Below are 14,150 nucleotides of genomic sequence, written 5' to 3' on the forward strand. Positions count from 1 at the left end.
GTCATGAGCGAAAAGGAAATTCAGGCGTACCTCGTCTCTCGCGACACGGTGCGCCGTATCCAGCGGATTTCTTCGCTCTTCCTTCCGCCGGGCCGAGGTGTTGACCATCGATCGCACTGAAGCCGGCATGGGGGTGATCGCTGCAGCCCATGGGGTTGTGAGGGTGGGGAGCTGTCAGGCTGGACCGCGCGGGCCGATCTCGGACAAGCGGTTTGTGGTTTCCGGCACGATCGCCGCGCCTATGAGGAACACGGCCGCTATGAGAGCGACGAACGCAGCCAGCGTGACCGGCAGTTCGGCGGGTGATCGCGCCACCAGCGAGACCGCGGTCGGCATCATTCCGCCGATCGCAAAACCGATGTTCCAGGACAGGCCCGTGCCGGTCGCGCGCACTGACGTCGGAAAGCGTTCATTCAAGAAGATCAGGGTGGGAGCGAAGCCCATGCATCCCAGCGAACTCAGGAGCACGACGTAGACGCCGGTGACTGTGAGCGTTGGCGCATCGGGCAGCATCAAATACAGCGCGGGCATGGCGATCAGCTGGATGACGCCGACCAGCAAGAAGGTGCGCTTGCGGCCGATCAAGCTGCTCAGATGGCCCACCGCGACGGACGCGATGACCACCGCGAGGCTTCCCAGCATCAGGATGACGGCGGCCGAGTTGTTCGGCGCCTTTGTCACGACCCTCAGGAACGTGGGGAGGTATCCCGAGGTCAGATAGTAGGCGCTGCCGCCGCCGATCGTAATCAGCAGGTTCACCACCAGGATGTTGCGATAGGGAGGTGAGAAGATCGTGCGCAGCGGCAACTTCGCGACTTCCACGGGTGCGTGGCGGCGTGCCTCGGCGGCGCGTGCGCTCTTGTCGGCGGCCAGCTGCTTCCACAGCGGTGACTCCTCCAGGCTGTTGAAGATGAACAGGCCAAGCACCGAGCTGACGATGCCGGTGAAGAACATGCAACGCCAACCCCACACGTCGAAGCTCTCACCAGGAAAGATCGCGGACATCGCCAGGTAGGTCAGCGACGCCATCAGCGCGCCGAGGCCGGCACCACCGCCGCCAATCAGGCCCGACACCGCACCGCGGTATTTGAGCGACACCGACTCGGTACCGATGGTGTGCGTCGACGCGACCACGCCCCCGACGAATACGCCCTGAACCAATCGAAGGATCAGGAAAAGGATGGGCGCGAGGACGCCGACCTGAGCCGCCGTGGGCAGCAGGCCGAAGGCGGCCGTGGCAAGCCGACGCCCACCACCGCGATGATCATGGCGCCCTTGCGGCCCCTGCGATCGGCGTAAGAACCGAATAGCGCGGAGCCCAAGGGCCGCATCAAGAGCGTGACGGCAAATGACGCATACACCGCTGCGAGCGACAGCATGGCGTGGTCGGACGGAAAGAAAAGCCTGCCGATCACAGGGGCAACGTACAGCAGCATGAACAGGTCGAACAGATCCAGTGCCCAGCCCAGGCACGATGCCACGACGGCTGTAAGCACTTGGCGACTGCTGGGTTTCGCCGGCGCAGCGGCGGCAGTCAGGATGGCTTCGGTCATAGTTTGTCTCTTTGAGTTGCGTTGAATAGAACAGATGCTTGCGGCCCATCGCACCGGCAATCATTTCGCCGAGCGTGATGGCGGGAATGTTGGTGCCGGCCGACGGTCGATCACATCAGGGCCGCATTGACCGGGCGACACCCAGCCATGCCATGTCAGGTGCGGCCTGTGCGTGCCCGCCCGGTTCCGCCCGACGGGTGTCGCAGGCGTTCCAGACCTGGACACGTTCTCGCGAATGGAGCCGTGCAGGGCGTCATCGGCCAGCAGCGCCCGCACGCTGATCGCCGCCGCAACGATGTGCGCCAGCAATCGCACGCAAACGCCCAGGCGCCCCATGTCCCTCGGATCTTCCTGCTCGGGAGGCGACCGCGGCCGCCGGGACGTTGGACGCCACAGGCTCAGCTGCCGCGGAACTTCGGATCGCGTCTGCCGTGGAAAGCCTCGACGCCTTCACGGAAGTCGTCCGAGCTGAGCAGCCTGCTGTAGCTGTGCCCCTCCAGGTCGATCGCCACTATCAGAGTCGCGTCGTCGGTGTCGTTCAACAGCTTCTTGGCGGTGCGTTGCGCAAGCGGCGAGAAGGCGCGAAGTTCATCCACCAGGCGGTCGGTGGCGGCTTCCAACTCGCCGTCCGGGACACACTCGGTGGCCACGCCCCATCCGTAGGCCTGCTGGACCGTCATGCGGCGCGAGCGCATCACGATATCCTTGGTGCGGGTGATGCCGACCATTTTCTGCAAACGCGCCGAGCCGCCGGAGCCGGGGATCTGCCCCAGCTTCTGCTCGGGCAGCGCGTACCGCGTCGTTTCCGAGACGATCCGGAAATCGCAGGCAAGCGAGATCTCGAAACCGACCCCGAAGCAGTAGCCGCGGTTGGCCGCGATCACCGGCTTGCTGCAGCGTGCGGCCGCGGCGACGTTCCAGGCCAGCTTAGACACGTGCTCGGGCGAGGCCTCGAGGAAGCCCCTGATGTCGCCGCCACTGGAGAAGTGCTCCCCTTCGGCGCGCAACACGAGCACCCGCACCGCAGGGTTCTCGTCGAGTGACTCGAACACGAGCCTCAACTGGCGATGCATACCGGTGTGCTCATGTTGTTGCCTTCGCCCAGCGTGACATAGCGGTCGATGCGCACGCGCCCGGTATTCTGGTCGACTTCCACCGCGCACACGTCGAACGCGAATCCATACGCGGCCGAGGTGTTGACGCGGTCGTCGTCATTGGGATTTCCGTCCGGCAGGTAGGTTGTTCAGACCGTTCAGACCTGTTGATGGATGTTCTTGATTTCCGGGAATCGATCAGCTGCGACAGCCAGGCTTCGTGCCGATTCTGCAGCACGGACAGCAGGCGGTCGCCGCGGCCGAGGCCGAGCGCTGAAAGGCCGGGCGCGACACGCGCCACCTGGGGGAACGCAGCACGGCGGCGTGCAGCGTATCGGCACGCACGGGCGCATCGTCGCCATAGCGTCCGCGGCCGGTCAACAGCGCGCGGTCTTTTCCGACACGAACTCGGCTATGACCACGGCCGTCTCGATCGGCGTGCAGGAATTGGCGCTGTCGGTCGCTGCCATCGTGCCCCCTTCCAACGTCCCGGCACTGTCGGTCAGAGCCAGTCTCAACTTGCACTTGCACATACCAGTTTCCTGATCAGAAGTCAGGTGAGCAAGATTGCTCTCGACGACCTGCCCTGTGGCAATCAACAGTAGGCAGTCCCACGCGCAGGCGCCAACCCTGAGCAGTCCTCGATTGTTGGTAATCGGGCTTTATTTAGGTAGGGCCAATCTTCAGTGGTTTGAGGGGCCCAGCTGAACGGGCGCCTCCCTCCAAAAGCCATGGCCCCCGCATGGCAGGTCGTGGTGCCATAATCGTCTGGCGCCTTCTGCACATGGAGCAACCCAGTTGGCTGCCTCCACTTCAGGTGGAGTCATGAAGCTATATGAAAGCTGTGCGAACGAAATCGCTGAACTGATCCGTACCCGCATGCTGCGGCCCGGCGACCGCCTGCCATCGGTGCGAGCCACGGTCGCCGCGCGCGGCCTCAGCCGCAGCACTGTCTCCGAGGCTTACTATCTGCTCGAAACGCGCGGCTTGATCGAGGCGCGCCCCCGCTCGGGCTATTACGTGAAGACAGGCCTCGCCCCCACCAAGCTGCAGGCACCGGCGGATTCGAGCTCTGACGGAAGCCCCAGGAACGTGGACATCAGCCAGCTCGTCTTCGAACTGCTCGGTCCGATGGCACGCCACGAATTCGCTCCGCTTGGCTCGGCCTTCATCAGCCCGTCGCTGTGCCCGCTTACGCGATTGGCGCGGCACCTCTGGACCGAGATGCGCGACCTCGATCCTTGGCGCCTGATCGAGGATCTGGCGAACGGCAATGAGGCGCTGCGCCGCCAAATTGTGCTGCGGTACGCCATGGACGGCATCGCCGTCGAGCCCGCCGAGGTGGTGCTGACCAATGGCGGTCTGGAAGGAATGAACCTGAGCCTGCAGGCGGTCACTCAGCCCGGGGACGTGGTCGTGGTGGAGTCGCCCACCTTCTACGCCGCGTTGCAGTCGATTGAGCGCCTGCATCTGCGCTCGCTTGAAGTTGCGACCTCGCCGTCCAGGGGCATCGACATCGATGCGCTGGCCACAGTGCTCGAACGCCAGCGCGTCGCTGCCTGCTGGCTCATGACCAGCTTCCAAAACCCTCTGGGCAGTTCGATGCCGGAGGAACGCAAGAGAGCGCTGGTCGCCCTGCTCGCGAAGCATGCGATTCCGCTGATCGAGGACGACGTCTATGGCGAGCTCTACTTCAACGCGAAGAAGCCGCTGCCGGCCAAGGCCTTCGACACCGAAGGCCTGGTCATGAATTGCGGCTCCTTCTCGAAGTGTCTGGCGCCAGGCTATCGCGTTGGCTGGGTGGCCGGCGGACGCTTTGCCGCGAAAATCAAGCAGATGCGTCTTATGTACACGCTCTCACCGGCCATCCCTGCGGAGGCTGCCATTGCGGCCTACCTTGACCAAGGCGGCTACGACCGGCACCTGAGGCGCATGCGCAAGGCGCTCGCCGGCCACCTGGCCGCGGCCACTAAGGCCGTACAGATGCACTTCCCCGCCGGCACGCGCATGGCGGTTCCGGAAGGCGGCTATTTTCTATGGATCGAATTGCCCAACACCGTCGACGCGATCGAACTGCACACACTCGCGAGAGAACGCGGCATCAGCCTGTCGCCAGGGCCGCTCTTTTCCGCCGCGCGGCGCTTTAGAAACTGCGTGCGGCTGAACTACGGCCATGGCGCTGACCCGCGCTTTTTGCCCGCACTGAAGACCGTCGGCGAACTCGCGACACAGTGCGCGGCGAGTCGTCACGCGCTGGCCGCCGCACAGCAATAGAGCAGACGACTTTCGTCGTCTCGACCGGATCATGCCGACAGCACGGCGCGATGCCGGTTTCAGGGCTCGTGTGCGGCGACATCCCTGAGGGCAGCGGCGAAGGTTGTCAGCTTTTCAGCTTGGCTGAGTTCGATCGACCTCAGCGATCTGGCCCGCTCAATTGCGGCGGAACTGAGCCTGTTCAGTGGATCCTTGCCAGCCGAGAATTTGCCTAGATTCGAACCCGCTTCCTTTGAAGGTCCGAGATTGAGAAGTCGCTTGAAGGAGACGGCCCAAACACCGCTATTCGACAGCTGCGTCAATCTGACCCCGCCCTCGACCCGCAGCGCGAATGCGCGCGGAACCCTCAAGACCCCGAACTCCGACAGCGCCACGCCTGCGCTCAGGTCGCCTGCGGTCGACTGTTCCCTCTTCGGGCTTGCTCATTGGCTTCTGAAACCCTGAACCCTGGTCATTCACCCGTTCAGATCGTTCTCTTCACCAAAAAAAAGATTCCCAGATGTATGCAACGCCATTGATGACGATCGAGGCGCTTCGCTCGACAGCAAACGCTCGACGCTGCGCAGGCGGATATCCTCAAGCTGCCAACCTGCCAATGCAACCGAGCCCGAAGAGGATGTCATGAGCAGGGTTCCGGTAACACCCCGCCCAGGCGAATTGCTCGCCCGGGCGATCGACGTGATCGAAGAGGCGTCACACCATATGTTCAGTGAACAAGCATCGGTGAGCTTTCGATCTCCGACCGACCTGATGGCGCTGAGCCCGGATGAACAGGATGAGATCCGACGAACCGAGGACTTGAGCTTCCAGGCTCGTCCGGTAGTCTCCGCGATCAGTTTCTGCCTGCGCTCCGCGGTCTCCTTGCTTGCAGTGGCGCATTCCCTGACCGAACCGTCAGACGAAATGTCGCCGTCCGATCGGGAGCGGGCCTGGAAACAACTCGCCGCCCATACCAAGCTCGCGGGCCGCGCGGCCTATCGGGCCTCGCTCATTCTCTGCGACCCGAGCGCCGGTACCGTGCGAGGCGAACCGATCACTGCCGCGCCGCCGAACGCCATGCAGGCCAGGGTGCCTTTGGAGCCGGGCAGCGGCACAGGAGAACAGGTCCGCATCCTCGTCGTCGACGATGACAGCGTCATTGCGCTGCTGCTGCAGCGAAGTCTGGCACGGCTTGGCTACGAAGTCGCGGGTGTCGCCTCGACGCGCGACCAAGCGGTGGAGATGGCGCAACGCACCCAGCCCAGCCTCGTGCTCATGGACATCAATCTTGGCCCCGGGGGCGACGGCATCGAGGCCGCCGAAGCCATCGTGCGTGAGCGGCGCACGCCTGTCATCTTCCTGACCGCCTATTCCGAGGATGCGGTCCTGGGACGCGCTCGCGGAAGCGGCGCCTGCGGCTACCTGCTGAAGCCTTTCTCCGAGCGCGGCCTTCACGTGACCATTCAGATGGCCCTTGAGCGCTATCGCAGCGAAAGCCTCCTGGCGGACAGCGAAAGACGTCTGAGGCATGCCCTCGATGCCATCCGCGAGCCGATGGCTCCCGAGGGGCCCCCAACGCAGGCAACGGCCTGATGGACTCGGCATCGCCGTTCGCGCCACAGCCAGCCCCGAACCCCGTAGCACCTGCGCGCCGCATGCTGGCATCCGACCCGCAGTTCGCAACGCTGCTCACCGAGGTGATCGACGCACTTCCGGCGAACATCGCAGTCCTCAATCGGGAGGCGAACATCGTGTCGACCAACCGCCGCTGGCGCGAATTCGCACGCTTCGAAGGGCTGGCGAGCGGGTCTGACGGGATCGGCCTCAACTACCTGGAAGTCTGTGATCAGGCGGTGGGTGACGACGCCGAGTCCGCGCACGAGGCCGCGGCAGGCGTGCGTTCCGTTCTCAGCGGCAACGCCCCGAGCTTTGCGCTTGAATATCCGTGTCATTCTCCCATCGAGCGGCGCTGGTTCCAGATGACGGTAACTTCGCTGGGCACAGGCGGGCCGCACGGTGTCGACGGGGCGATCGTCGTGCACAGCGACATCAGCAAATACATGCGCGCGGACGAGGTGCTGGCCGAGACCAGGGAGCGCTTGCGCTTCCTCCACGAACTTACCGAGGCGACCTGCGGGCTGACCGACCCGACCCAGATCCTGGCCACGACCTGCCGGCTGCTTGGCAAGCAGTTGCGTGCACACTGCGCGTACGCAGAAATGCACGAAGACGGCGACCGCTTCGACATCGTTCATGACCGCGTGGCAAGCTGTCCGGGCGCGCAAGCCAGCCACCTCCTGTCAAGCTTCGGCGTACAAACGGCTGCCGAATTGCATGGCGCCCGTTCGCTGGTGCTTCGCAACACCGCCCTCGAACTGCCATCGGGCGAGGGCAGGGAGTTGCTTGCTTCGATGGGTGTCGCGGCGATCATCTGCTGCCCGCTGACCAAGCAGGGCCGCTTGCTAGCAATGGTCGCCGTCCATCAGGCGCGGCCCCGCGACTGGACTACGGGCGAGCTCCTCACTTTGCAGGAGGCCGCCGAGCGCTCATGGGCCGCCGTCGACAGACTCAGTGCCGAGCAGCGGCTGCGAGAGAGCGAATCGCTGCTGCGCATCGCAGGCCGCACGGCCCACCTCGGAGGCTGGGCGGTGGAGCTGCCCAGCGGGCGGGTCGCCTGGTCCGATGGCGTCTGCGAGATCCTGGAGGTGCCCGCCAACACCGTACCCAGCCTTGAAGAGGCCTTTGCGCGGTGGGCACCGCAGTCGGTCGGGGTGATCAAGGCGGCGTTCGACGCCTGCGCGCAAGTGGGCGTGCCGTTCGACGTCGAGCTCGAAATGCGCACGGCCACGGGACGCGCCATCTGGGCGCGTTGCACCGGAGAAGCGCAACGCAACCTTGCCGGCCGGACCACGCGCGTGCACGGCGCGCTGCAGGACGTCACGCTGCAGAAGCGCGCCGAATCGGAACGCGCGCGCCTGGCCGCGATCCTCGAGTCGACCACTGACCTGGTCAGCATCAGCGGCCCCGACGGGCGCCTGCAGTATCTCAACTTGGCCGGCCGCAAGGCGCTCCAGGTGGAGCCGTCGGAAAACCTGGCCGACATCTCCGCCTGGGACTTCGTGTCGCGTCCCGGCGGCGAGCTTGCCGAGGGCGTGCTCACCGCCAAGCGGGAGGGCACCTGGAGCGGCGAGACCGTCCTGACGACCCGCAACGGCAAGGAAATCCCCGTGTCGCAGGTCCTCATCGCACATAAGGGGGGCGATGGCCAAGTCGCCTCGGTGTCGGGGGTCATGCGCGACATCAGCGAGCGCAAGAGGACCGAGCTCGAGATCGCCAACAGCCACCAGGAGCTGCAGCGCCAGCGCATGGAGCTGCGCATCCTGTTCGACCTGATGCCCGCGATGATCTGGTTCAAGGACACGCAGGACGTCATCGTGCGCCTGAACCGTCGCGCCGCCGAAGCCGTCGGCCAGACCGTGGACGCGATCGAAGGCCGCCCCGCGCAGGAGATCTATCCCGACGCCGCGATCATGCGCGCCGACGACCTCGAGGTGATCCGCTCCGGCCAGCCCAAGCTCGGCGTGCTCATGGAAAGCCACAGGCCCGATGGCGAAGTCATCTGGGTCCAGACGGACAAGGTGCCATACAGCAATGCCGCCAAGGAGGTCATCGGCATCGTCGTGATGTCCCAGGACATCACCGAACGCAAGCGAGACCAGGACCGGCTCAGCGAAATGAATCTGGAGTTGGAGGCACGCGTGCGCTCGCGCACTGCGGAGCTCGAACTGGCGCGCGACGGTGCCGAACAAGCCAGCCGCGCCAAGTCTGCCTTCCTGGCCGCCATGAGCCATGAAATACGCACGCCGATGAATGGGGTCATCGGAATGATCGACCTGCTTCACCGCAGCAGCCTGATGGGCGAACAGCTCGAGATCGTGGACCTGATCCGCGACTCCGGCTTCTCGCTGCTCGGCATCATCGAGAACATCCTCGACTTCTCCAAGATCGAAGCTGGCAAGCTGACGCTGGAGGCGCAGCCATTGCTTTTGGGCGACTTGCTGGAGAACGTCTGCGGCATGCTCGATCACAAGGCGACCAAAGGCGGCGTTCACCTCACGGTGCATGTCGATCCTGCCATTCCATCCCGAGTCGTGGGTGACGAGACGCGGTTGCGGCAGGTGCTTGTCAATCTGGTTGAAAACGCGATCAAGTTCACCAGTGGCCGCGTGGGCGTGGGGCAGGTATCGGTGCGCGCCGTGCTCGTCACGAAAGAGAAGGAAGGGGTGACGGTCGACCTCGACGTAACCGACAACGGCATCGGCATGGACGAAGCGACCCTTGCCCAGCTGTTCACGCCGTTCTCGCAGGCCGATGTCTCCACCACGCGCCGCTTCGGCGGCACCGGGCTGGGACTGGCCATCTCCAGCATGCTGGTGGAGTCGATGGGCGGAAAAATCTCGGTCGAGAGCTCGCTCGGCCTGGGATCCCGCTTCACGGCACGGCTTCGATTGCCCTCGCCAGCGGACGAGCCACGAGAGACCGACGACTTCTGGTCGGTGGCAACGGGCCTGCGCTGCCGCATCGTCGGCCACTTGCAACCGTTGGCCAGCGACATCGTCGACTCCCTTCGCCATGCGGGCGCGGTGGTCGACTCGTTTCATGACCTGGAAAGCCTCGCAGGGGCTGAGTGGGCGCCGGGCGAGCAGTTGGTATTGATCCTGCCCGACCAGCCGGCAGGCGATCCGGCCCGGCTGCGTGCATCGGTGCCGCCGCATCTCAGCGGCAAGATCCGCTTCGTGGTGTTCGGTTGGGGCGAACGACGTCGACCGCGCATCGAAGCGGCCGACCTGCTGCGCATTGACGCCAACGCCCTGCCGCGCCGCACGCTGTTCAAGGCGCTCGGCCTGGCCTGCGGACGACTGCGGGCAAGCCTCCAGGCCGACGAGCTGCCCCCGAAGACACTTCCACGGTCGAGCGCAGGCGAGCCATCGGGATCGACCACAAGCCGCGTGCTGATCGCGGAAGACAACGATACCAACCGCAAGGTGATCCTGCGGCAACTGGCACTGATCGGCTTCTCCGCAGACATCGCTGCCGATGGGCGGCAGGCCCTTGCGCTCTGGCGCAGCGGCTCCTATTCGCTCGTTCTCACCGACCTGCACATGCCCATGATGGACGGCTATGCGCTCACTGCAGCCATCCGCCGCGAGGAAGCTGCCGGTCACCACACGCCGATCATCGCGCTGACGGCCAACGCCGTGGGCGATGAGAAACTGCGCTGCCTCTCGGCCGGCATGGACGCCTACTTGAGCAAGCCGGTGCGGCTGGAGGATCTCAAGGCAGCCCTCGATGCGGCCATCGCCGTTCCTGCCCTCGCGGCACCGGCGGACCTGCGCGTCCTCACGGACTTGATCGGTGACGACCCGCTCAGCGTGGCAGAGGTGCTCGGCGCCTTTGGTGCGTCCGCCGCGCAGGCCCGCGAAGCCATGTGGCGTGGATGGCAAAACGGTGACCTGCGCCTGGTCGCTGACAGTGCCCACAAATTGAAGTCTTCCGCGCGCGCCATCGGCGCGATGCGCCTGGGCCAGCTGTGCGCAGATATCGAGGAGCAAGCCGAGACGGAGCAGGCGGCCGGCCTCGACACGCTGGTGAAGCGCTTCGACCGCGAGATGAACCTCCTTCAACACTTCCTCGACGCCCGCCAGCCCGATGCCGGAAGCTAGCCCGCTGGTGCTTTCACCGCCCGCGATGGTTCTCGCCGTTGACGATGACGACTTTGTACGAGACCTCTTGCAGCGCACGTTCACGACCGCGAAGCTCGATTTCAGAACCTTCGTCTCGGCACAGGACCTGCTTGACCATGCCGACCTGCAGTCACCGGCCGTGCTGCTTCTCGATGTTCGCATGCCTGAAGTGTCGGGATTGAAATTGCAGACCTTGCTGCGCGAGCGCGGCGTGATGCTGCCGATCATGTTCCTCGCCGGCAATTCGGAAATCGCAGTGGCGGTGACTGCGATGCGAAACGGTGCCGTCGACTTCGTCGAGAAGCCCTTCGACGCCGCGGATCTCGTGGCGCGCTTGCGCCGCGCATTCGCCGTCCATGTCTCCACTTCCGCACGGCCGAGAAGATCCGGCACCTCGGCGCACGCCGGGCGGCTGGCAGCACTGACGGCGCGCGAGCGCGAGGTGTACGACCGGATGGTGCTCGGCATGACCAGCAAGGAGATTGCCAAGGAATTGGGCGGGAGCTTCCGCACCATCGAGATTCATCGAAGCCGCGTGTTGGTGAAGATGGGTGCATCCAACGTGGCAAACCTGGTCCGTCGGAGCTTGATTGCCGTCGTAGGCCCATGAGGCCGCGCGCCCCAGCCTTTCAAGCTCGAAGCGACCATTGACTCCTGGTGCAACCCGATGGCATGTATCTCAGGAACATATGCTCAGCCCATGCAGGCTTTGACTCGGCGCACGGGAAGCAGCGTCGGGCAAGTCGTCGAGCAATCCATCAATGGGCTCTGGTTGATGAACAAGAAAGCCTTGCGCATAGTCGACGCCCATCCGCTCAAGCCGCGACATCACCGCCGGACTTTCCACGAACTCCGCAATCGTCTTCATTCCTACGACCTTGGCGACGTCAACGAAACAGCGCACGGCCGCTTCATTGAGCGCATCAGTGAGCATGTCGCGCACGAACTGACCATCGATCTTGAGAAAATCTACTGACAATTTCTTCAAGTACCCAAACGACGCCGTGCCAGAGCCGAAATCATCGAGCGCCACTCGGACACCCCGGCTTCGAAGCGCGGCGATGAAGGCCGCGGCTTGCGAAAGGTTCGCCACGCCCGCGGTCTCCGTGATCTCGAAACACAGCCTCGAGCAAAGGGCCGGACCGGCCTCGTCGAGCTTCCCGCATGCCCAGACGTGGAAAGCGGGGTCTCCCACCGAGTGGCCGGACAGGTTGACGCTGAGCATGTCAACGCGCGTCTGGTTGGAGGCGCTGCGCAGCCAAAGAAGTGTTCGAAGCAGCACCCAACGATCGATTCGCGACGAGAGGTTATGACGCTCTGCCGAAGGAAGAAATGCGCCGGGGGGCACCAATGCGCCGTCGCGTGCGACCATTCTCAAGAGAATCTCGGCATGCACCCCGTTCACTGGGCGGTCGAGGGGTACGATGCGTTGGGCGAACAGTTCGAACCTGTTCTCGTCGAGCGCCTGTTCGATCTGCGTGGCCCACCTGAGCCCTTCTTCTCGCGCCTGCACCGCCAGGTCCGTTTCCCCCCAGAGGTGGACCCGATTGCGCCCGGCGTCCTTGGCAGAAAAGCAGGCAGCGTCGGCGGCCTGTAACAGCGCCGCCTCCGTTCGCCAGTGGTCATCGATCTTCACCACGCCGATGCTCGCACCGATTCGAAACTTCAGTTCGCCATGAGCGAACCTGAAATCTTCCATGTGATCGCAGATTTCCTGCGCCAGGCGCCTTGCGTCATCGAGGGCACAGTCTTCGAGGATGACGGCAAATTCGTCGCCGCCCAGCCTTGACACCGTGTCACCGCCCCGGACCGTCGCGGTGAGCACCCTGGCGAACTGCTTCAGGAGCCGATCGCCCGCAGCATGGCCGCACGCATCATTGAGCCGCTTGAACTGGTCAAGGTCGATGTACATCAATGCATGCTGTATTGGCGTGGTGCGCGCCGTATGGAGCGCGCGCCCCAACTGCGTCTCGAATTCTGACCGATTGGCGAGTCCGGTCAGCATGTCATGCGTGGCCCGATAGGCAATCTGCGCATACGAACGACGCTGTTCGGTGACGTCGCGAAAGACGCAGACCTCGCCCAACACACTACCGTCGTCCTTGAGGATGGGAGTCACGGACCTCTCGATTCCGTACCTCCGTCCGTCGCGAGAGACGAGCAGATCATGGTTGCACGACCGGCTTGCGACCGCAGAGGCATCCACGATCACATGCAAGACTTCCGACAGTGCTCTGCCCCGGGCTTCGCTGGTCGACCACCCGGTCAAACGTTCAGCGACAGCATTGAGGAGACTGACGTTGCCCTCCGCATCGGTCGTCACAATTCCGTCCGCCACCGACTGCAGCGTGACGCGAAGCAGCTCGTGCTGCTCGGACAGGCGGTCCACTAACCTCAAGGTCTCCCGAATCGCGTATCGGCCCTGCATCGCGTGGGCCACGATGCGCGAAAGGCATCGAAGCGTTTCGCGCTGCTTCTCGCTCAGTTGACGGGGCTTCCTGTCCATGACGCATAGCGTCCCGACGCATATTCCATCGTTCAAAAGGACGGGCGCGCCGGCATAGAAGCGGATGTCGGGCGGACCCGTCACCAGGGGATTGTCGGCAAACCGGCTGTCCTGCATGGCATCGGGAACTTCGAACAGGTCGCCACCGAGGACGGCGTGAGCGCAGAACGCAAGCTCGCGCGGCGTTTCGGCGATGCCCGGAAGTCCGACATTGGCCTTGAACCATTGCCGGTCATGGTCGATCAGGCTGATCAGCGAGATTGGCGCGCCACAGATTTCCGCCGCCGTTCGCACGATGGCATCGAACTCGGGCTCCGGCTCGCTATCAAGTATTTTTAGCGCGTGGAGCGCGGCTAGAGATGCGTCCTCATCCTTGCGCTTCGGCGCGGCTTTCATCTGACGAGATCCCGCCAAGACTCCCCCTGCACACTTTCAGACAAGAGGCGGCCAACATCAAACATGACCATGGAGGACGGGTTCGATTCAGTCATCTTCATCCTCGTTGAGCGCGAGTTCCACTGCATGACCTGCGTCATCCTTCTATGAGTGCGACCCCGAGTTGCCCTCAGGGTCGGCGATTGGACTGTAGACAGACAGCGCCTTGCGCCGCCCCGTCGACTCTCGACCACGGCCATCGTGTCGTCATCGGAAGATAAGCTGTCCGCCCGCCGCAGCCCATACGTGCGCATACGTACGTTGCGCGCCGACGTCATGACGCCAGCCGATCGACGGCAAGATCAGCATCGGCGCATGGCGTGACGGGCGAGTGGGGCGCACTGCAAGCCTTGGCGGGAGTCATCGGCCGGCATCCGGAACACTTGGACCCAGGCTGGCAATGTAGCCTGCGCGACCTGTCCAACAGGCTCATTCCGCGGGGGCCGTGTCCTGAGCCCATGCCAGTGCCGACAGGTGCGCGGCGTTCACCTTCTCCGCGCTAATGAAGAGCGACTCGGACAAATGCGCCGCCTCGCTGGCGTCAACCTCGCAGGATTCAGCCAAG

General features: G+C 64.2%; 7 protein-coding genes and 2 pseudogenes. 4 read left to right on the top strand and 5 right to left on the bottom strand.

Going from position 1 to position 14,150, the window contains the following annotated elements:
- Nucleotides 1-174: 174 nt before the first annotated feature.
- Nucleotides 175-1,553, bottom strand: a pseudogene (locus QTI17_RS34575) (MFS transporter).
- A 398-nt stretch (nucleotides 1,554-1,951) separates the two neighbouring features.
- Nucleotides 1,952-2,617 (bottom strand): annotated as a pseudogene (locus tag QTI17_RS34580) (enoyl-CoA hydratase/isomerase family protein); the annotation flags it as partial.
- 855 nt (nucleotides 2,618-3,472) lie between these two features.
- Here QTI17_RS34580 and QTI17_RS34585 point away from each other — a divergent pair.
- A complete protein-coding gene (locus QTI17_RS34585) occupies nucleotides 3,473-4,921 on the top strand; it encodes an aminotransferase-like domain-containing protein (RefSeq protein ID WP_286538686.1) in 1,449 nt (482 codons plus the stop codon).
- Nucleotides 4,922-4,980: 59 nt separating this feature from the next.
- Here QTI17_RS34585 and QTI17_RS34590 read toward each other — a convergent pair whose 3' ends face one another.
- Together QTI17_RS34590 and QTI17_RS34595 are read right to left on the bottom strand one after the other, a co-directional pair.
- Nucleotides 4,981-5,295: a hypothetical protein gene (locus QTI17_RS34590; protein WP_286538688.1), complete on the bottom strand. Its 315-nt coding sequence runs from the start codon at nucleotides 5,293-5,295 to the stop codon at nucleotides 4,981-4,983.
- A gap of 81 nt (nucleotides 5,296-5,376) precedes the next feature.
- Nucleotides 5,377-5,544: a hypothetical protein gene (locus QTI17_RS34595; RefSeq protein WP_286538690.1), complete on the bottom strand. Its 168-nt coding sequence runs from the start codon at nucleotides 5,542-5,544 to the stop codon at nucleotides 5,377-5,379.
- Here QTI17_RS34595 and QTI17_RS34600 point away from each other — a divergent pair.
- The 3 genes from QTI17_RS34600 (at nucleotide 5,543) to QTI17_RS34610 (ending at nucleotide 11,254) form a co-directional block, all read left to right on the top strand.
- Complete coding sequence (locus tag QTI17_RS34600) at nucleotides 5,543-6,493, top strand: response regulator (protein ID WP_286538692.1); 951 nt, start codon at nucleotides 5,543-5,545, stop codon at nucleotides 6,491-6,493. The genes QTI17_RS34595 and QTI17_RS34600 overlap by 2 nt on opposite strands.
- 62 nt (nucleotides 6,494-6,555) lie before the next feature.
- Nucleotides 6,556-10,623 (top strand): PAS domain S-box protein, encoded by a 4,068-nt coding sequence (locus QTI17_RS34605; protein WP_286538693.1) that lies wholly within the window; start codon nucleotides 6,556-6,558, stop codon nucleotides 10,621-10,623.
- Nucleotides 10,624-10,648: 25 nt separating this feature from the next.
- Nucleotides 10,649-11,254: a response regulator transcription factor gene (locus tag QTI17_RS34610; RefSeq protein WP_286538696.1), complete on the top strand. Its 606-nt coding sequence runs from the start codon at nucleotides 10,649-10,651 to the stop codon at nucleotides 11,252-11,254.
- 69 nt (nucleotides 11,255-11,323) lie between these two features.
- Here the strand turns inward: QTI17_RS34610 and QTI17_RS34615 are convergent, their stop codons facing one another.
- A complete protein-coding gene (locus QTI17_RS34615; RefSeq protein ID WP_286538694.1) occupies nucleotides 11,324-13,546 on the bottom strand; it encodes an EAL domain-containing protein in 2,223 nt (740 codons plus the stop codon).
- Nucleotides 13,547-14,150 lie beyond the last annotated feature (604 nt).

Origin of the sequence: Variovorax sp. J31P179 (assembly GCF_030316985.1) — a bacterium.
Lineage (GTDB): Bacteria > Pseudomonadota > Gammaproteobacteria > Burkholderiales > Burkholderiaceae_C > Variovorax > Variovorax ginsengisoli_B.

What these genes read in the sequence shown, in the direction of transcription:
- QTI17_RS34605 (WP_286538693.1), top strand. Translation starts at nt 6,556, where the DNA reads ATGCTGGCATCCGACCCGCAGTTCGCAACGCTGCTCACCGAGGTGATC.
- QTI17_RS34615 (WP_286538694.1), bottom strand. Translation starts at nt 13,546, where the DNA reads ATGAAAGCCGCGCCGAAGCGCAAGGATGAGGACGCATCTCTAGCCGCG.
- QTI17_RS34600 (WP_286538692.1), top strand. Translation starts at nt 5,543, where the DNA reads ATGAGCAGGGTTCCGGTAACACCCCGCCCAGGCGAATTGCTCGCCCGG.
- QTI17_RS34585 (WP_286538686.1), top strand. Translation starts at nt 3,473, where the DNA reads ATGAAGCTATATGAAAGCTGTGCGAACGAAATCGCTGAACTGATCCGT.
- QTI17_RS34595 (WP_286538690.1), bottom strand. Translation starts at nt 5,544, where the DNA reads ATGACATCCTCTTCGGGCTCGGTTGCATTGGCAGGTTGGCAGCTTGAG.
- QTI17_RS34610 (WP_286538696.1), top strand. Translation starts at nt 10,649, where the DNA reads ATGGTTCTCGCCGTTGACGATGACGACTTTGTACGAGACCTCTTGCAG.